Consider the following 18,884-nt stretch of genomic DNA (forward strand, 5'->3'; position numbering starts at 1 on the left):
TAATTGCCGCTTTCGGCAGGAATTTTCAGTGTCTATCTGAAACGAAGGCATTCCACAGCGCATCATCAGGCGGAGCTGCCGTGATGGTGATTTGTTGTTTTTTCACCGGATGGGTGAAGGAAATGGAGCGCGCATGCAGGCAGATGCCGCCATCGGGATTGGACCGGGCGGCTCCATACTTGAGATCTCCCTTGATGTGCAGACCGATGGCTGCAAACTGCGCCCTGATCTGGTGATGACGTCCGGTATGCAGATTCACTTCCACAAGGAAGTAGTTCTTGGAGGCTGCAATCATCTGGTAATCGAGTTTGGCAAGCTTGCCGCCATTTTTCTCCACCGAGAGCGCCACACTCTTGTTTGTCTTGGTATCGCGAACGATATAGTGGACCAACGTACCTTCGGTTTGGTTGGGCATACGATCTACAATCGCCCAGTAGGTCTTCTTCACCGAACTGCCCTTGAACAGCTCATTGAGACGGATCAAGGCCTTCTCGGTCTTGGCATAGACAACGATGCCGCTGGTGGGGCGGTCCAAACGATGGGGGATGCCCAGATACACGTTGCCCTGCTTGGCGTAAGTCACCCTCAGGTACTCCTTGACCTGATCGGCCAACGTTTCGTCCCCGGTTGCATCCCCTTGCACCAACTCACCGCACAGCTTGTTGATGATGATCAGATGATTATCCTCATAGAGAATCCTATCCTTGACAGCCATCATTCCTCCTGATTCTCATCATCGAACAGGGTAGGCTCCGCAGTATTGGCATGCACCACTTCCTTCACCGATCTCAGTTTCAAGGAAGCGACTTCCTTCACAGAAATCCTCACCCCGTTCGCCTTCACGCTCTTCACCAGGTAATCGGAGAAATAAAACTTCTCCTCAAGAATCCTCAGGCCCGGCTTGGGTTTGTACGTGAGCGTCAGCTCGGCGTTTTCATAGGTGCTGAGCTTGACCAGTTTGAAGTTGCCTTCAGGCAGCAAGGGATAAACCTTTTTCAATTGGTAACTGACAATCTGGCAACGCTTGAGGAAGAGATACTTGTACGTTTTCTCCTGATAGATGACCGAGAACACAAGCTTTGCAAGCTCACTCTTGTCTGCATATCCGCAGTAGAGCAGCCCCTTGCCGACAAATTCCTTCTCTGGTGCATCGATGACCTGATAGGTCCCGTCCTTGCGGATAATCAGGACACGGTCGAAGGTGCTCACCTCCAAAAGGGTATTTCCCTGCTTGACCGCGTAGCCGAGGTAGCCGTTGGCAGGGTCGTACTTGACCGCCAAGTTGCGCTCGGCCACCTCCTTGACATCAACCAACTCAAACGTCTTGATTGTGGTCTTTCGCTGATGTTCCTTGATACCGAGCATCGTCTTCAGCTCGGCAATATAGGCGAGGGCGTAGCCGACCAAGTCGGCAAGCTTGCGCTCGATCTCGGCAAGACTTGCGTTGATCTGGTCAATGTCCTCCCTGTTCTTCTCAATATCGAAAAGGCTGATGCGTCTGATGGGAATCTTCAATAGTCGTTCAACATCCTCAAGCACCACCTCCCTGAGCAGCTGCTCCTTGAAAGGCTTGAAACCGGTGATGACAGCATTGTTCACATCCTCGGCGCTCTTCTTCTGCTCGATTCGCTTGTAGATGCGCTCTTCGATGAAAATGCGCTCAAGGGTCCTGGCATGCAGCTTGTCCAGCAGATGGCCTTTCTCCAACTCAAGCTCAGCCTTCAGCACCACCACCAGATGACGGGCATGCCAATCCAGGATCTCATGGATTCCCATGATGGTCGGGACATTGTCCCGGATCACCAGCGGGTTGATGGAAAGCTTTGTCTCGCAATCCGTGTAGGCATACAGGGCGTCGACAATCTCCTGGGCGTAGGTATTGCGGGCCAGATTGATCTCGATGTTCACCTTTTCTGCGGTATAGTCGTTGATCGAGCTGATCTTCAACTTGCCCTTCTTGGCAGCTTCCTCCACCGAGCGAATCATCGCCTCGCTGGTCGTACCATAGGGAAGCTCCTCAATGATAATACGCTTCGGATCGGAGGTGTTCAGCTTGGCGCGAACGGAAACCGAACCCTTGCCATCACGGTAATCCTCAACGTCAACGATACCCCCGCCGAGGAAATCAGGATACAATTGATAGCTCTCCCCCTTCAAGGAGGCTGCCATTGCATCAAGTACTTCCAAGGGGTTGTGGGGAAGAATGTAGGTGCTCATCCCTACGGCGATACCGCTGACGCCCTGGATCAGGACGACGGGAATCTTGGCCGGGAAGGTCACCGGCTCCTTGTTTCTTCCGTCATAGGAGTCAACAAATTCAGTCAGCTCCGGGTTGTACAATACCTTTTTTGCAAAGGGAAGCAAGCGGCACTCGATGTACCTTGCAGCCGCGGCACTGTCACCGGTAAGCGTATTGCCGAAGTTGCCCTGCCTTTCAATGAACAGGTCGCAGTTTGCCAGGTTGACCAAGGCCTCATAGATTGATGAGTCCCCATGCGGGTGATAGCGCATCGCCCAACCCACAACGTTTGCAACCTTGTGAAATTTGCCGTCATCCATCTCAAACAGGGTGTGGATGATGCGCCTCTGTACCGGCTTGAATCCATCGACAAGGTCGGGTATGGCCCGCTCCTTAATGACATAGCTGGCATATTCAAGAAAGTTTTGTTTGAAAATTGAGTGTGCCTGGGTCATTAGATTAGGTTCTCCATGATGAATTCGCGCCTATCGGGAGTATTGCTGCCCATATAGAACTCCATGGTCTTATGCATCTCATTCATCCCGGCGATCGAGACGGGAATGAGGCGCATATCCTCACCGATGAATTGGCCGAACTCCTTGGGGTCGATTTCCCCGAGGCCCTTGAAGCGGGTCACCTCGCTGTTCTTGATTTGCGCAATGGCATCATCGCGCTGGCGCTCGCTGTAGCAGTACACCGTCTGGTTCTTGTTGCGCACCCGAAAAAGCGGGGTTTCCAGAATGTAGAGTCGGCCCGCCAAAACCAAATCTTCAAAGTACGTCAAAAAGTATGTCATCAGCAGATTGCGGATATGAAAGCCATCGGTATCGGCATCGGTTGCGATGATGACCTTGCCGTACCTGAGCCCCTCCACCCCGTTCTCAATGCCCAAGGCTACCATCATGTTGTACAGCTCGGCATTCTTGTAGATTTCCGTCTTCTTCTTGCCGTAGACATTCACAATCTTGCCCCTGAGGCTGAACACCGCCTGGGTCATAACATCACGCGTCTTGGTGATGGTCCCCGAAGCACTATCGCCCTCGGTCAGGAAGATCATGGATTGTTCACACTCCTCCTGATGGGTGGTACTTTGGCCTAGATGGTACTTGCAGTCCTTGAGCTTGGGAATATTCAACGAAACCTTCTTCGCCGACTCCCTCGCCCCCTTTTTTACCTCATTGAGCTCCTTGCGCAGTGCCTCGTTGTTGATGATCTTCTGATATATCTTCTGGGCATCCTCGGCATTCTTGAGCAGGAAGTCTACGATGGCGTCCCGCACCTCGTTCACGATCCAGGTACGGATTTCGGTATTGGAGAGCTTGTTCTTCGTCTGTGACTCGAACACCGGTTCCTTCACCTTCACCGCAACGGCTCCCACAACCCCCTCGCGGACGTCCTGGGGCGCCCAATTCTTCTTAAAGTGTTCGTTGATGCCCTTGAGAATTCCCTCCTTGAAGGCGCTCTGATGCGTCCCCCCATCGGTGGTATGCTGGCCGTTCACATACGAAAAATAGTTTTCTCCGTAGGAACCCGCCACATGAGTAAGCGAGAACTCCAGCTGCTTCGCCTGATAATGGATGATGGTGTAGAGGTTTTCACTCCCCACTTCTTTTTCCAACAGGTCGAGCAAGCCGTGAGCCGACTTGTAAATCTTATTGTTGTAGTCGAGCGTGAGACCGGTGTTCAGATAGGCATAACTCCACAACCTGGAGATGATGAAGTCTTCGTTGTAGGCATAGTCGCCGAACAATTCGGGATCGGGGACGAAGGACACCTCGGTACCGTCGGCTTCCTTGGTAGACCCGGTCTCCTCGTTCACCAGGATTCCCTGGGAGAAGGTGGCACTGTGGAAGGTTCCGTCCCTGAAGCTTGTGACCATGAAGTGGGACGAAAGTGCATTCACAGCCTTGGTTCCCACCCCGTTCAAGCCGACGGAAAACTGAAATACATCGTCGCTGTATTTTGCACCGGTGTTGATGATCGAAACACACTCGACCACCTTGCCAAGCGGTATGCCGCGGCCGTAGTCGCGCACCCGCACTTCGCACTCCTTGCGACGGATGACAACCTTATTGCCAAAGCCCATGATGAATTCATCGATGCTGTTGTCCACCACCTCCTTGAGCAGGATGTAGATGCCGTCATCGACATGCGTACCATTTCCCAACCGCCCGATATACATGCCTGGACGCTTTCGTATATGCTCCAGCGCACTAAGCGTTTGGATTTTTGATTCATCATAGGTATTTGCCATATCTCGCGATTATAGCAGAATTCAGCAATGATGGCAAAATAGTCTCACATTTCTCCCTTGCGCTGGAGAACCCGCTCCAGTACCCTGCACGTATGGATACGATACTCATACTGTATATAGCATTGGCACTGCTCCATCTAAATCTGAGAGCGGAAGGTTTGAATCGCCTCGGCTCATTGGTCAAGGTTCTTTTGATGCCGACGCTCATGGTGTACGTACTGAAAAACGGTGCACAGCCTTTCTTGCTTATCTCATTGTCATTTGCAACGTTGGGCGATTACTTTCTCACCGACAGCTCCAGAAAACCTTACTTCATCCTGGGCATGGTCAGCTTCGCATTAGCCCACCTGCTCTATTCCGCTCATCTGTTGCTGCGTCCGCTCCAATGGCCCCGCCTTTTGATCGGGGCGCTGCTGATGCTCATCCCCATGACCTATCTTCTTCTGCTTCTTAAAACATCCCCCGTCAAACTGCGATATGCCCTCTATGGTCTCAACCTGTTCATCATGACAGCCTTGTGCTTTGGCAGTGGTTCACCTCTTGCATCGCTTGGAGCCTTGGCTTTCATCATCTCCGACGGTATGATTGGCATGGAGGCTTTGCATCGGCGCCGATTCAGCGTCATCACCGAGATGGCCGTCTACATTCTGGCCCAACTGTTGTTGGTGCTGGGTTTTGTGAATTTGTAGGAGAACGCATGCACGAAAAGAAAGTATCGCTGCCCTATGCGCACAAGAAGAAAGAAGGGCTTGCAGCAGGAAGTCTCATCTACGTCGGAGACACCCAGCCCCAACAGACATCCATCCGCACACACATCTACCATGCAGGATCGTATCGGGTGGAGCAAGGATACACACGTGCTGACAAACAGCATGTCCTGTGGGTGGAAATCACCGGGCTGGAAGATATCCAGGCCATCGTACAGATTGCCAAAGAGTTCCAGATTGCCAATCTCAGTCTTGAGGATGTGTTTTCCACCGACCAGCGTTTGAAACTGGATCAGTACGATTCCTACCTTTCGGTAACCTTGAGAATCCTGGCTCATCAAGGGACACAGGAGCAGCAGCTCACCCTCTTTTTAGGCGATGGGTGGGTGCTCTCGATTGCAGAGTACAACCACCAGAGCTTCGATGCGGTAATCCGTCAGCTGTCCTCGGCAACCAGACTGCAGGGTGCCGGTTCCAGCGCCCTGCTGCACGCACTCATCGACCGGGTGGTCGACCAGTATCTGGTCGAGGCCGATGAGCTGGAATTGAAAACCGAGAATCTGGAGGAGCTGGTCATTACCAATCCCCAAGAAACATCCGCTTCGGTCATCCATCAGCAAAAGACTGATATTCTTACGTTGAGAAGAATGACAAACCCGCTGAGGGAAATCCTTACCACCCTCATACGGACGGAAAATCCATTTCTGGACCGAAATACGACGTTTTTACTACGGGACGTCTACGACCACGCCCTCTGGCTTGCCGAGGAGTGTGATATGATGCGTGAGACGGTGTCGGGTATCATGGAAGTCTACCTCTCAAGCCTCGATATAAAGATGAACGCCATCATGAAGGTGTTGACCATCATCTCAACCATATTCATCCCGCTCACATTTTTGACCGGCTTATATGGCATGAACTTCTCCTATATGCCGCTGACAGATGCGTATTGGGGTTTCTTTGCAATCCTGGTCTGCTGTATTTTGGTTGTCTGCGGCATGGCCATCTATTTCAGGAGAAAAAAATGGTGGTGACAAACACGCTCAAACATACGGACATGGAGGATCTCCTTCCTGTTTTCAATGAAGCTTTCAGCGATTACGATATACCGATTTCCATGACAGCTGAGGCGTTCGCCTCCCATTTGGAAAGTCTCTCCTACAGCAAGGATGACTCGGTTGGCTTGTTCGACAAACGACGGCTGGTAGGCTTTTTGCTGATCGGCCGTCGAGGCAGCGTCGCCTACGACGCAGGAACCGGCATCATCCCTTCCTATCGGGGAAGGGGTCTCTCACACACACTCATCGATGCTGCAGCCGCCCTTCTTGCTGCAAGAGGCTGCACCACCTTCGTCCTGGAAGTCCTCGATACCAATACCAAGGCAAAGAACCTCTATCAAAGCCATGGATTTGCCATCAGGCGCAACTTGTTGTGCTTTTCAGCCAAGCAAGACGAACTTGTTGGGCAGTCCGATCTTTTGCTGGAGCCCTACGAGGATGGATACCGCGTCCCATCATGCTATGAAAGCAGCTACCAGAACAATGACCAGTCGGTTGTGGAGGGGTTGTATACGTGTTCCGACATCGTCGAAAAGGGAACAAGAAAAGGAGTCGCCTGGTACCACCATACCCGTGGTTCGATAGCCCAAATCAACATAGAGCCTCAGTATAGAGATGAAAACTTTATGAAAGAGGCTATCATTTCCTGTGCCAGAGCGTGTACTACGCAAACAGTGCGCATTCTCAATGTCGATGAGGCGGACACGGTAGTCATCAACGCCCTGCAAGCTGCAGGTTTCACCAAATTCACCACGCAAAGTGAAATGGTTCTCATCCTTGAAGAGCAGAAACAATGAGCACATACTCCATTTCAGTCATGAAAAAAGAGCAGGAAGCCGAGACAAGAGAGCTCATGCAGCGATGCTTTGACAAAAGTCTTGCCTCGATCTTCTTTCTTCATCCCGACACCACGCTGGTCGTCATCCATGAAGACAGGATCGTTGCCGGTTTGAATCTCGATGTCTACCAGGTAAACAAGCAGGTGAAAATGGGATATCTGGGATGGCTTTACACCGATAAGGAACACCGGGGCAAGGGTCTTGCAGGCAAGCTCCTGTCCGAAGCTCTGGTCTTCCTTAGGAGCTTGGGCTGCACCGATGTTGCGGGGTGCGTGGAGGGGGACAATCCAGCATCCTTCAAGCAACTTGAAAACAAGGGTTTTTCCCGTCTCTCGCTGCTTGGCCAGGTAAGGCGCTTTCGCTTCGGGCTTTTCCGGGTTTGGAAGCATGCCTCCCGATTCTTCGATATGGGATACTTTTTTTGGCATTTGAGCCTCGACGATACCCGTACGCAATCCTATCCGGAAAACCTCAAAGCCTTTCTGTTGGGAGTTGTTGCAAACACCCTGCTGTTCATCCCGGTCCTCTTTGGCTGGAACCTGGTCTCTCTTCTCAACTTCTCCTGGATGCAGTTCTCCCACGAGACCGGATCGCTCCTCTTCGCACTCCCCCTGGTGAGTTTGCTCGTACGCACCCTGCCTTCCCTTGTGTTTGCACACATACAGAAAATACGGCTCGTCTACAGACAGTGGGATACTGCGTATTTCACAGCCCTTCTGCTGCCGCTTCTCGTGGGTCTGCCGTTCCCTGTACCCGGAAACCTCTATATACAAGGAAGCAACTGGTCATTGAAAACCCATGCAAAAGACCTAGCGCGCATGAGCCTGATCTCAAATACCTCGCTCGCCCTGCTCTTCATCCTGCTTCCCAATCCCTATACGTTGTTCCTGTTGACGCTTGATACGTTTTTTTTCTTCTATCCATTCTGTGGATTCAACTCCTCACGTATCAAACGGGAAGGTTGGAATTACCGCCTCTTCAGTTATGTTCTTACCCTTGCCTGCTACGCATTTCTCTTGGTATACTGATTGCATTATGGATGACCCGTTACCTAGTAAAGGGTGTTCAGGCGAACACTCGTTTTTTTCGTTTGTGGCCGGGAGGTGTACATGCAAGTACAACTGACCGCCATCGTTATTCTGCTGTTGTTCTCTGCTGTCTTCTCAGCAACGGAAACAGCCTATACCTCCCTCTCATTCGTGCAGCTCAAGACCTTGGAGAACCGCAAGAAGCGCTCAAGCAGGCTTGCCTACAAGCTCAGCCAGAACCGCGATGCCCTGCTTACAACAGTACTTGTCGGCAACAATGTGGTGAACATCTCCGTCTCCGCCTTGGTGACCACCTTCGCCATTGAATATTTCTCAAGCCAGGCGGTAGGCTATGCCACCGGCATCCTTACGCTGGTGATCCTGATCTTCGGTGAGATAACCCCCAAACAGCTTGCACTGACGCACAATATGAAGATAGCCGTCTTCATGGCCTATCCGATTCGATTCTTCTCCATCGTTCTGTTCCCCGTCGTGTGGCTGCTCAGACAATTCTCCTCCTTGATCACCCGCCTGTTCGCCTCCCATGCGGACCCGGCCATCACGACCGAGGGGGTGATGCACATGGTGGATGCCGCCGAGAATGAAGGGTTGGTGGACCAATACGAATCCGATTTGATGCAGAGGGCCATCCACTTCAGTGAAACCCAGGTCCGCACCATCATGACCCACCGCACCAATGTGTTTTGCATCAGTGACGAGCTGACAATCCGTGACGCATTCCCTTCCATCGTGAAGTCGGGCTTCAGTCGTGTTCCAGTCTTCCACGGCAGCGCCGAGAATATCATAGGGATTGTGCTGGTCCGTGACATCCTGCGGGCCCAACTGGAGAAGCGGATGGACAAGAGCATCTCCACCATTCTCAGGAAGCCTATCTTTGTGCCGGAGCAGATGCACCTTGACGATGTCTTCTTCCTGTTCAAGAAGGACAAGTTGCAACAAGCCATCGTGCTGGATGAATACGGCGGTTTCAGCGGAGTGGTCACGATGGAAGATGTGGCTGAGCAACTGTTCGGCGAGCTCTATGACGAGCACGAGCGAAGGTTCCCCGACCGAATCGTCGAGCGTGAGCAGATGCCTGGAACCTTCCTGGTCATGGCGGACACACCGTTCCAGCAGTTTGTCGATGAACTGGATCTTTCGGCCGACTGTCAGAAGCAGAGGACTTCCACGGTTGCCGCCTATGTATTGGAGTTGACCGGAGACATCCCCCAGGAGGGGGAAGTCGTCCAGTCTCCTTTAGGAACCTTTCGCATCATTTCCATGAAGGGAAACAGGATGGAGGCAGTGGAATTTTCTCCGACCATCGATGATGGAACCCTTCTGTAGCGTTGACTGAAGCGTGATGCGAAGGTATGATGGCTCCCATGAGCAAATATCCCTTCCATGAAATAGAGACGAAATGGCAACGGTACTGGGACGAGCATCAGAGTTTTGCCGTCACCGAGGATCCAAGCATCCCCAAGGACAAGCGGATGTATGTCCTGGATATGTTCCCGTATCCTTCAGGGGCTGGACTGCATGTCGGCCATCCTGAAGGATATACCGCCACCGATATCTACTGCAGATTCCTCAGGATGAACGGATACAACGTCCTCCATCCGATGGGCTTCGATTCTTTCGGCCTGCCGGCGGAGAACTATGCCATCAAGACCGGCACCCATCCACGGACGACCACCGAAAAGAATATCGAGAACTTCCGCAAACAGATCAAGAGCCTGGGCTTCAGCTACGACTGGAATCGTGAGATTTCCACCCACAGAAGCGATTATTACCGCTGGACCCAGTGGATATTCATCCAGCTCTTCAACAAGGGGCTTGCCTATGAGTCACACACCCCGATCAACTGGTGCGAGGCATGCAAAACAGGCTTGGCCAACGAGGAAGTGAAGGAAGGGAAGTGCGAACGGTGCGGAACCACGGTGGTTCGCAAGAACATCCGCCAGTGGGTGCTGAAGATCACCGAATACGCAGACAAGCTGCTTGCCGACCTGGACAGCGTGGACTGGCCGGAGTCGGTGAAGCTCATGCAGCGCAACTGGATCGGCCGCAGTGAAGGTGCCTCCGTCTCCTTCAAGGTCGATGGGATGGACGCCCAGCTGGAAGTGTACACCACCCGTGCCGATACGCTCTTCGGGGCAACGTACATGGTCGTCGCTCCTGAGCACCCGTTGGTTGCCCAACTGACCAAGGCTGAGCAGAAAGAGGCCGTTGAGGCATATCTTGAGTCAAGCGCACGCAAGAGCGATCTTGAGAGAACGGATCTTGCCAAAGAAAAGACCGGTGTCTTCAGCGGCAGCTATGCGATCAACCCGGTAAACGGCAAGCGCATTCCCATTTGGGTTGCCGACTATGTCTTGATCAGTTACGGTACCGGCGCAATTATGGCGGTTCCCGCCCACGATACCCGCGACTGGGAGTTCGCCAAGAAGTTCGGCCTGCCCATCGTCGAGGTACTCAAGAGCGAAGTCGACGTACAGAAGCAGGCTTGGACCGAGGATGGAGTGCATGTGAACAGCGACTTCCTCGACGGTCTGAACAAGGAAGATGCCATCAAGACAATGCTCGATTGGCTTGAGGAGCACAAGCTTGGTTCGAAAGCGGTCAATTACAAGCTTCGCGACTGGATATTCAGCCGACAGCGCTACTGGGGCGAGCCCATCCCCCTGGTGCACTGTCCCACCTGCGGCACGGTTGCCGTTCCCGAGGACCAGCTGCCGCTGCTGCTTCCCGAGGTGTCCAGCTATGAGCCCAGCGGTACCGGTGAAAGTCCGTTGGCAAAAATTGAGGAGTGGGTCAATTGCTCCTGCCCGGTTTGCGGGGGAAAAGCAAAACGGGAGACCAATACCATGCCACAGTGGGCGGGTTCCTGCTGGTACTACCTGCGCTATCTCGATCCAAAGAATGACAAGCAGTTTGTTTCAGCCGAGAAGGAAGCATACTGGATGCCCGTCGACCTCTATGTCGGAGGCGCCGAGCACGCAGTGCTCCACCTGCTGTACGCCCGTTTCTGGCACAAGGTTCTCTTCGACCTCGGCCTGGTTTCCACCTCCGAGCCCTTCAAGCGATTGGTCAACCAGGGCATGATCACCAGCTATGCGTTCCAACGCAAGGACAAGAGCCTGGTCCCCACCGATATGGTCGAGGAGAAAGAGACCAATGTCTTTGTCGAGAAAGCAACCGGAGAGATCCTTGAGCGGGTCATCGCGAAAATGTCCAAGAGCTTGAAGAACGTCATCAATCCCGATGAGATCATCAGCGAGTACGGCGCCGACTCGATGCGCATGTATGAGATGTTCATGGGGCCGCTTGAAGTTTCCAAGCCTTGGGCTACGACCGGTTTGGTCGGTGTATATCGTTTCCTCGACCGCATCTACAGGCTCTTTGATGAGCGGACCATCACCGATGAACAGCCTTCGGATGAGTTGAACAGGACGCTGCACAAGACAATCAAGAAGGTGACCTATGATACCAATACCCTGAACTTCAATACGGCGATCAGCCAGATGATGGTATTGGTCAACGAGCTGTACAAGGTCGAAACCCTGCCCAGGGTGGTGGCCGAGACTTTGGTCAAGCTGCTCGGCCCGTACGTTCCCCACCTTGCTGAAGAGCTGTGGGAGCGCCTTGGCCATAGTGGAGGTCTCTCAACCGTAGCATGGCCGCAGTTTGTTGAGGAGTTGACGGTCGACAACCAGATTGAGATGGTCTTCCAGGTCAATGGAAAGGTTCGTTCCAAGGTGATGGTTTCCAAAGGACTTGGCAAGGATGAAGTCCTGGCAATGGCAAAGAAGGACGAGAAGCTTGCGAGCTGGCTCGAGGGCAGGACGATTGTCAAGGAGATTGTCGTTGCCGACAAGCTGGTGAATATCGTTGTAAAATAACGAATCATGCATCACCACGCGAGAGGGAGCTCACGCGTGGTTTTTTTTCTGTTCATTTCTCCAATACCAGATTCAACCTGAGCGTGCTGCTGTACTGCTGTGCATCACCCTTGAAAGGCTTGATCAAACGCGCCCAGAGCCGGCCGATGGAAACCTCCTCGTGCAGGGCTCCCTGTACATAATAGAGAAAGGGTTCAGAGCGTTCGAAATCCAATCCATTCTCCGATACCAACTGGTACATGACCATTTCCAACGGACTGGACAAGGGGGTGTGTTCAATATACACCCTGCCAAAGCCCGGGTGCTTGGCAACCAAGGAAACATCGCAAATCGGGATAAGAAGGGAAGCATCCAAAGTATTGAAAGGAAGGGGTTCTATGACAATGACCACATCGGTTGAAGGAGTCTGAAGGGAGATTGCCGCTCGAAGATCAGAGGGAACCAAAAGACACAACAAACACAAAAGAAAACCGCCATAGGCTGCCTTGCATAGCTGAATCCGCCTCCATGTCCTTGATATATGTTCCATACGCTCTTAGTACAGTATCTTAGGTAAAAAACCTGTGTCAAGTGTTTACCTATACGCTCAAAGCAATTCCTTGAAGAAATCATAATCACCAGAGAGTTATTTGTAAAGACAATCAAATTACATATACTATTTGTTTCTTGTATAGTGAAATAATATGGTATCTTCAAAACACCATTCTTATGACACAGCAAAGCCTAGCCGAGCACCTTTGCCAGACCACCCTTGCTTGTCTCCCGATAGAGGGATGGAAGTGCTTGCCCTGTTTCCATCATGACTTCGATGACACTGTCAAAGCTTACCTTGTGACGGCCGTCACCAAGCAGGGCATAGGAACAGTGGTCGAGCGAGCGCATGGCCGCCAAGGCATTGCGTTCTATGCAGGGAATCTGGACCAGACCCCGCATCGGATCGCAGGTAAGCCCCAGATGATGCTCAAGGCCCATCTCCGCCGCATACTCGATCTGATGGATACTGCCTCCCAGAAGATGGGTGGCGGCAGCACCAGCCATTGCGCAGGCGACACCGATCTCACCCTGGCACCCCACCTCGGCACCGCTGATCGATCCATTGGTCTTCACTACATTGCCGATGATACCGGCGGTGAGGAGAGCCCTGAGGATTTTCACCTTGGGCAGCTTGTACTGCTTTGCCAAAAAGTAAAGGACCCCGGGGAGAACCCCGCAACTTCCACAGGTGGGTGCGGTGACGATCAAGCCGCCCCCGGCGTTCTCTTCGCTCACAGCCAAGGCATAGCTGAGAGCCAAAGCGGTACTCCCGAGCGGGCCGGAAAACTCGGTTGCCTTGGAGTTGTACTGGCTTGCCTTGCGTGCCAGCTTGAGTCCGCCGGGAAGAACGCCCTCGGCATCCAAACCGCGTTCAACGGCACTGCTCATGACATTCCAGACTTCCTCCATGTAGGTGAGAATTTGTGGACCCTCCCATTGGACGGCGAACTCCCACAGCTGAAGTCCTTCCTCGGAGCAATATTCGAGTATCTGCTTCATCCTGGAATACTCTTTGGGATAGACACGCTTGGAAGCCTCTTCCTCGACCCCTTCAATAATGATCTTCCCGCCGCCCACACTATAGTAGGTCTGCTCATGGGTCACATTTCCTTGTGCATCATAGGAGCGGATGGACAAGGCATTGGGATGAAAGGGCTTCTCGATATCGGGATACCAAACGATCTCAACTTCGCTGCCCTCCTTGGCAAAGACCTCCCGCAGAGCCTTGTCGGTCAGGTGGCCTTTTCCCGTGGCGGCAAGGCTGCCGTACAAATCCGCCTCATACCGCGCCTGATGAGGATGCAATGAAAGAAAATGAGCCCCCGCAGAGCGCGGTCCCATGGTATGACTGCTGGAGGGGCCATAGCCGATCCGGAAAAGTTCGCGAAGGGATTCCATAGCCGAACTCTATCGGTTTATCCATAAAAAGGGAAGGTGTTTTCTACCAGAGGGGGGCTTTGGAAAGCGAGGTGGAGAAGGTGCCCTCAACCAGGTCCGCGTAGAGAGTCAGGCAAAGCTGCATCTCCTGATTCCACCAACGCTCGACAAGTCCTTCAGCTTCCACCTCGATGGCATCGTTCCAGAGAAAATAGAAGGATCGCTGGTCGCTTCTCTCGTTGATCCAGTACCCTGCAGGAAGATCGGCAAGCGTGATTGCGAGCTTAGGCAGAAGAATCAGGCTCTCTTGGTCCACAGTACCATTGAGCAGGTCAACCAAGAATTTCGAGGTGTCCAACAGAGCAACATCACAGGCCATTGCGACCAATGCCTCGCCATTGAGATTCTCTATTGCCTGGGCATTGTGGGGGTAGGCATCCAAGAGGAGACTGGCAAGCCGTCCCTGCTTCTGGTCCAGGACGATCGGCGTCCTGCACCCCGGATAGAAAAATCCTCCATAGGGAAACAGGCTTGAGAGAGGATAGGCGCAGAAAACAGTGAGCCGATCCCGCCTGACGGCGATGGTCGCCTTCGTTGTCCCGCCTTCCAAGTGCACATGCTTTAGATCCCCTGAGGCGTCATAATAGACGAGGGTATGCCACAGCGGACGATGGCTGACTTTCTTCCAAGGATGCTCTTCGGTGATGACAATCTCCACCTGCCTCTCAGAGAGAGGGTTGAACTCACAACTGATGCAAAGAGCCAGAAGAGCAAAGCATACAAACCATTTCACACCACCTTAGGTGCAAAGACCGCCTTCCTGCTTCAACTGCTGCCGGTAATCATCCCTGAATTGTTCAAACAACGTTCTCACCCCTTCACTTTGGTAATCGGCATAGGTCCACTTCAAGCCATGGAACGCGTGGTTTTCATAGTGCAGCGTCACTTCGGCGTATATGCCGTCACTGAGGGGGATGCGATGACTGCGATTCTTCGTGGTGGCGAGAATGAGATTCTCCAGACACAGCAATCCCGGGTCGAGATTCACCTCTCGCTTTGCATCCACCCGATACAGATCCTCCAGTGCATTGGTCTCACGCTTGATTGCGGAGAGCCGTGCCGGGTCGACCAATGTCTTGAACTGCAGGTAACAGCGATACGGCTTCGATCCCATCTCCCGATCGTAATAATCAGTATAGGTAAAGAGTGTGAGGGCACTTTGGTTCAAAACAGGGCCGTAATGGGTTTCAAGACGAGAGACAACCGGCTCGAGGAGAGCCGGATCTTTTACCAACACCCCCATTATCAGGGACCTGGGGGTGAACGAAAGCAGCCGTCCCATCCTACAAGTTTGAGGTGAACGTCCCCAGAACCCGTACCGAAAGACAGAGCTCCGACAGTTCAGCCAACGCAACATCGAAGGCACCGCTTTCCCCGAGTTCGGTCTCGACGAAGAACGAATACTCCCAAGGCTTTCCGGGTATCGGACGGCTCTCCAGCTTCTTCATGTTCAGGCCATGCTTGGTCAAGACCAACAAGGCGGAAAACAGGGAGCCTGGACGATCGGGAACAGTGAACCGCAGTGAGGCGCGGTTTACGGCCGAAGTCGACCGGAAGACTGCGCTGCGCTCCTCACGGCAGATGATATAGAAGCGGGTATAGTTGCGGGGATTGCTTTCAATGCCTTCCGCCAGGATCTCCATTCCGTACACCTTTGCAGCCGGAGCTCCGGCGATGGCGGCCTTGGTGGGATCCTTTGCCTCCTTGACATAGGCTACCGCACCGGCGGTATCGAAGAAGGGGATGGCCTGGGCATGGGACATTTCATGCTGCAGATACTCGGTACACTGTGCCAATCCTTGCGGATGGGAGTAGATCTCCCTGATATTCTCCTTCTTTGAACCGGGAAGTCCGATGAGATTGTGGATAATCCTGATCTGCTGTTCCCCCACCACCTGGATGGCCTGATGCCGGTCAAGCAAATCCAGATTCTCATAGATGGTGCCGCCAAGCGTGTTTTCCAGAGGAATCATGCCATAGGAGGCCCTGCCCTGCAGTACCGCCTCGAACACATCGGGGAAGGACTTGCAAGGAAGGACATCGGTGGACTCGCCAAACGCCCTGCGGATGGCGAGCTCGCTGTACGCTCCACGCTCTCCTTGGAAGGCAACAACCAACTGATCGGTTGCAACTGAAGGCCCCTTGCCCAGGCTGAGGGTTTCAGGCAGAATGCGAGGGATGCGCTCCAAGGATTTGCCGACAACCGCACTGAGAGCCTGCAGGTCGCGCATCAGTTTCTCAAACTGGGAGGGATACAGGGACTGGGGACCGTCGCTGAGTGCTTTTTCAGGATTATCATGCACCTCGACGATCAAGCCGGAGGCTCCGCCGGCGATCAAGGCAAGACTCATCGGGCTTACCATATCCCTCAGGCCCGTTGCATGGCTGGGATCCCCGATGACCGGAAGATGGGTCATTTTTTGTACAACGGGTATGGCCGATACATCCAGGGTGTTGCGGGTGGCCCGCTCATAGGTGCGGATGCCGCGTTCGCACAATACAACCTGGTCGGTTCCACTGGCCATCAGGTATTCGGCTGCCATCAGCCACTCCTCGATCGTGGCGCAAAGGCCCCGTTTGAGCAGTACCGGCATGCCGGTCTTCCCGACCGCCTTGAGCAGTTCAAAATTCTGCATGTTCCTTGCACCAATCTGGAACATGTCGATGTACTTGGTCATCATGGGAGCATCGGAAGGATTGACGATTTCTGTGGTAACCGGCATGCCGTACTTCTCCCCCGCTTCCTTGAGGTACTTCAAACCCTCTTCCCCCAACCCTTGGAAGGCATAGGGACTGGTTCGGGGCTTGAAGGCACCGCCGCGAAGAATCACGGCTCCTGCTTCCCGAACCGAGGCGGCAATGCTCATGATCTGCTGTCGCGACTCGACCGCGCAGGGACCGGCAATGATTGCAATACGATTTCCGCCGATCTTCACCTTGCCGACGGTAACAATGGTATCCTCTTTTTTCAACTCACGCGAAGCAAGTTTATACGGTTTGCTGATGGGTACGACACTGGCCACTCCCTCAAGCAACTCAACTTCACGAATATCGAGGGTGCTCCGGCCGACTGCACCGAAGACAGTCTCTTCCTGCCCAATGATTTCCTTGACGGTGTAGCCTTTTCCCATCAGAAAGGACCTGATCGACTCTTTCTGCAGTTCGCTGATTTGTTTTTTCAGTACGATTATCATGAAAATACGCTAGAGCGTAACCATAAAAAGGTCAAGGGAGCGTTGCTTTTTTTGCTCTGGCATGGTAGGTGATTGCACATGGATGAACACTATTGGGATGACCTGTTTGCACAATTCAGAGAAGCCATCGAGAAGGAGGGGCAACTACTGCCCTCGGTCTCGATTATCGCCGAGCGGGAGAACGACCCATTCCACGTGCTGATCGCAACCCTCATCTCACTCAGAACCAAGGATGAGGTCACCCTTGCAGCGAGCCAACGGCTCTTTGCCCTGGCCGGCGATCCCTATGCCATGGCCGGCCTCTCCGAAGAGGCCATCGAGCAGGCCATCCATCCTGCCGGGTTCTATAAAACAAAGGCAAGAAACATCCGCCTGATTTCAGAAATCCTGATAGCACAGTACAATGGCAGGGTACCCGACACACGGGAGCAGCTGCTTGCACTGCCGGGCGTGGGCATAAAGACCGCGAATCTCACCTTGAATCTAGGGTATCAAATTGATGCAATTTGTGTGGACTGTCATGTACACCAGATTGCCAACCGCCTGGGCTGGGTCGAGACAAAAACACCCGAGCAGACCGAAATTGCCTTGCAGCATGTCATGCCCAGGCGTTTCTGGATACCGCTGAATGAACTCTTGGTACGCTTCGGCCAGCTGATCTGCACACCGGTCAGCCCTTTCTGCAGCAAATGCCCACAGGCCGAACGCTGTCCCAAAATCGGTGTAGTGCGCAGCCGCTAATAACAGGAGCGAACGACGCTTGCAACCGACTCCGCCTTGCCAAGCGTGTAGAAATGCACAGACGGTGCTCCATGGGCAAGCAGGTCCTTCGTCTGAAGCGTGCACCAATGCACCCCGATCTCACGAATCTCAGCAAGCTTGGTGGCTTTGGTCAGCTGCTCGACCAACTCGGAGGGGAAATCGACATGGAAGGTTTGGGGAATGGTGGCCAAATCCCGTTTGCTTCCAATTGGTTTGAGTCCCGGGATGATGGGAACGGTAATGCCGGCCTTTCTGCAGGCATCGACGAACCGGTAATACACCGCATTATCGAAAAACATCTGGGTCACAATATAGTGGGCTCCTGAGTCCACCTTGTGCTTGAGCATTTCAATATCTCGTTCAAGGTTTGGTGCTTCGGCATGCTTTTCGGGATAGCCTGCAACTCCTATACAGAAATGGGTCTTCCGGGCATTTTGCAAATTCTGGTCCAAGTACCTGCCCATATTCAAGTCATTGATCTGGCTTACCAACTCGCTGGAGTGCTCATACCCTCCCTTGACCGGGACAAACCGCTTCTCCCCGTTTGGCGGATCTCCACGAAGGGCAAGCACGTTCTCAATCCCCAGGAAGTTCAGTTCAACCAAGGCATCCTCAAGCTGATCTTGGTCCATGCCCCCGCAGATCAGGTGGGCCACCACCGGGATGTTGAAGGTATACTGGATCAAGGCGGAGAGGGCGATGGTTCCCGGTCTCTTCCTGACAGTCCTGCGTTCCAAAAGACCATCAGGGCGTTCAAGGTAGACCACCTCCTGCTGATGGTTGGTGACATTGATGTACGCAGGCTCGAACTGGGAGAGCTGGCGCACAGTTTCCAACAGCGTCTGGGCATCACCACCCTTGAGGGGAGGTACCAGTTCGAAGGTAAACAGGGGGCGCTTGGCCTGTCGGAGTATGTCGATTACTTGCATG

The 18,884-nt window shown here is 53.2% G+C and carries 16 protein-coding genes; 7 read left to right on the top strand and 9 right to left on the bottom strand.

Annotated elements, in window-relative coordinates; genetic code table 11:
• Window positions 1-25: 25 nt before the first annotated feature.
• Genes B3K89_RS08625 through B3K89_RS08635 form a run of 3 tightly spaced genes read right to left on the bottom strand, consistent with a single transcriptional unit; the run spans window position 26 to window position 4,493 of the window.
• On the bottom strand, window positions 26-715 hold the full coding sequence (locus tag B3K89_RS08625) for an RluA family pseudouridine synthase (RefSeq protein ID WP_293894277.1): 690 nt from the start codon (window positions 713-715) through the stop codon (window positions 26-28).
• Window positions 715-2,694, bottom strand: coding sequence for a DNA topoisomerase IV subunit A (locus B3K89_RS08630; RefSeq protein ID WP_293894273.1), 1,980 nt, complete (start codon window positions 2,692-2,694; stop codon window positions 715-717). Before B3K89_RS08630 ends, B3K89_RS08625 begins: the two co-directional genes overlap by 1 nt.
• A complete protein-coding gene (locus tag B3K89_RS08635) occupies window positions 2,694-4,493 on the bottom strand; it encodes a DNA topoisomerase IV subunit B (RefSeq protein ID WP_293894270.1) in 1,800 nt (599 codons plus the stop codon). The genes B3K89_RS08630 and B3K89_RS08635 overlap by 1 nt, the downstream gene beginning before the upstream one ends.
• Window positions 4,494-4,585: 92 nt before the next feature.
• On the opposite strand from B3K89_RS08635, the gene B3K89_RS08640 reads away from it, so the two are divergent.
• The 6 genes from B3K89_RS08640 to leuS all read left to right on the top strand — a co-directional run bounded on the left by B3K89_RS08640 (window position 4,586) and on the right by leuS (window position 12,027).
• Window positions 4,586-5,182 (top strand): lysoplasmalogenase, encoded by a 597-nt coding sequence (locus B3K89_RS08640; protein ID WP_293894268.1) that lies wholly within the window; start codon window positions 4,586-4,588, stop codon window positions 5,180-5,182.
• Between the two features lie 8 nt (window positions 5,183-5,190).
• Window positions 5,191-6,234 (top strand): magnesium/cobalt transporter CorA, encoded by a 1,044-nt coding sequence (gene corA, locus B3K89_RS08645; RefSeq protein WP_293894265.1) that lies wholly within the window; start codon window positions 5,191-5,193, stop codon window positions 6,232-6,234.
• Window positions 6,225-7,055, top strand: coding sequence for a GNAT family N-acetyltransferase (locus B3K89_RS08650; protein WP_345907281.1), 831 nt, complete (start codon window positions 6,225-6,227; stop codon window positions 7,053-7,055). The genes corA and B3K89_RS08650 overlap by 10 nt, the downstream gene beginning before the upstream one ends.
• A gap of 20 nt (window positions 7,056-7,075) precedes the next feature.
• Entirely contained in the window at window positions 7,076-8,125 is a 1,050-nt protein-coding gene (locus B3K89_RS08655; RefSeq protein WP_293894258.1) for a GNAT family N-acetyltransferase, read from the top strand.
• Between the two features lie 81 nt (window positions 8,126-8,206).
• Window positions 8,207-9,472 carry a hemolysin family protein gene (locus tag B3K89_RS08660; RefSeq protein WP_293894255.1) on the top strand — a complete coding sequence of 422 codons (1,266 nt, stop codon included), beginning with the start codon at window positions 8,207-8,209 and terminating at the stop codon, window positions 9,470-9,472.
• 38 nt (window positions 9,473-9,510) lie between these two features.
• Complete coding sequence (leuS, locus tag B3K89_RS08665; RefSeq protein ID WP_414712346.1) at window positions 9,511-12,027, top strand: leucine--tRNA ligase; 2,517 nt, start codon at window positions 9,511-9,513, stop codon at window positions 12,025-12,027.
• A gap of 52 nt (window positions 12,028-12,079) precedes the next feature.
• Here the strand turns inward: leuS and B3K89_RS08670 are convergent, their stop codons facing one another.
• The 5 genes from B3K89_RS08670 to aroF form a co-directional block, all read right to left on the bottom strand.
• Window positions 12,080-12,556: a hypothetical protein gene (locus B3K89_RS08670; protein WP_345907283.1), complete on the bottom strand. Its 477-nt coding sequence runs from the start codon at window positions 12,554-12,556 to the stop codon at window positions 12,080-12,082.
• A 194-nt stretch (window positions 12,557-12,750) separates the two neighbouring features.
• Window positions 12,751-13,959: an L-serine ammonia-lyase gene (locus tag B3K89_RS08675; RefSeq protein WP_293895070.1), complete on the bottom strand. Its 1,209-nt coding sequence runs from the start codon at window positions 13,957-13,959 to the stop codon at window positions 12,751-12,753.
• 43 nt (window positions 13,960-14,002) lie between these two features.
• The gene (locus tag B3K89_RS08680) at window positions 14,003-14,731 is read right to left on the bottom strand and encodes a hypothetical protein (protein WP_293895067.1); all 729 of its coding nucleotides are present in this window, start codon (window positions 14,729-14,731) and stop codon (window positions 14,003-14,005) included.
• 6 nt (window positions 14,732-14,737) lie between these two features.
• Complete coding sequence (locus tag B3K89_RS08685) at window positions 14,738-15,280, bottom strand: DUF4416 family protein (RefSeq protein WP_293895064.1); 543 nt, start codon at window positions 15,278-15,280, stop codon at window positions 14,738-14,740.
• A 1-nt stretch (window position 15,281) separates the two neighbouring features.
• The gene (aroF, locus tag B3K89_RS08690) at window positions 15,282-17,192 is read right to left on the bottom strand and encodes a 3-deoxy-7-phosphoheptulonate synthase (protein ID WP_293895061.1); all 1,911 of its coding nucleotides are present in this window, start codon (window positions 17,190-17,192) and stop codon (window positions 15,282-15,284) included.
• Between the two features lie 78 nt (window positions 17,193-17,270).
• On the opposite strand from aroF, the gene B3K89_RS08695 reads away from it, so the two are divergent.
• On the top strand, window positions 17,271-17,933 hold the full coding sequence (locus B3K89_RS08695) for an endonuclease III domain-containing protein (RefSeq protein ID WP_293895058.1): 663 nt from the start codon (window positions 17,271-17,273) through the stop codon (window positions 17,931-17,933).
• Here the strand turns inward: B3K89_RS08695 and metF are convergent.
• Complete coding sequence (gene metF, locus B3K89_RS08700) at window positions 17,930-18,883, bottom strand: methylenetetrahydrofolate reductase [NAD(P)H] (RefSeq protein ID WP_293895055.1); 954 nt, start codon at window positions 18,881-18,883, stop codon at window positions 17,930-17,932. The genes B3K89_RS08695 and metF overlap by 4 nt on opposite strands.
• Window position 18,884 lies beyond the last annotated feature (1 nt).

The sequence above is a fragment of the Sphaerochaeta sp. UBA5849 genome (assembly GCA_002432715.1).
GTDB lineage: Bacteria > Spirochaetota > Spirochaetia > Sphaerochaetales > Sphaerochaetaceae > Sphaerochaeta.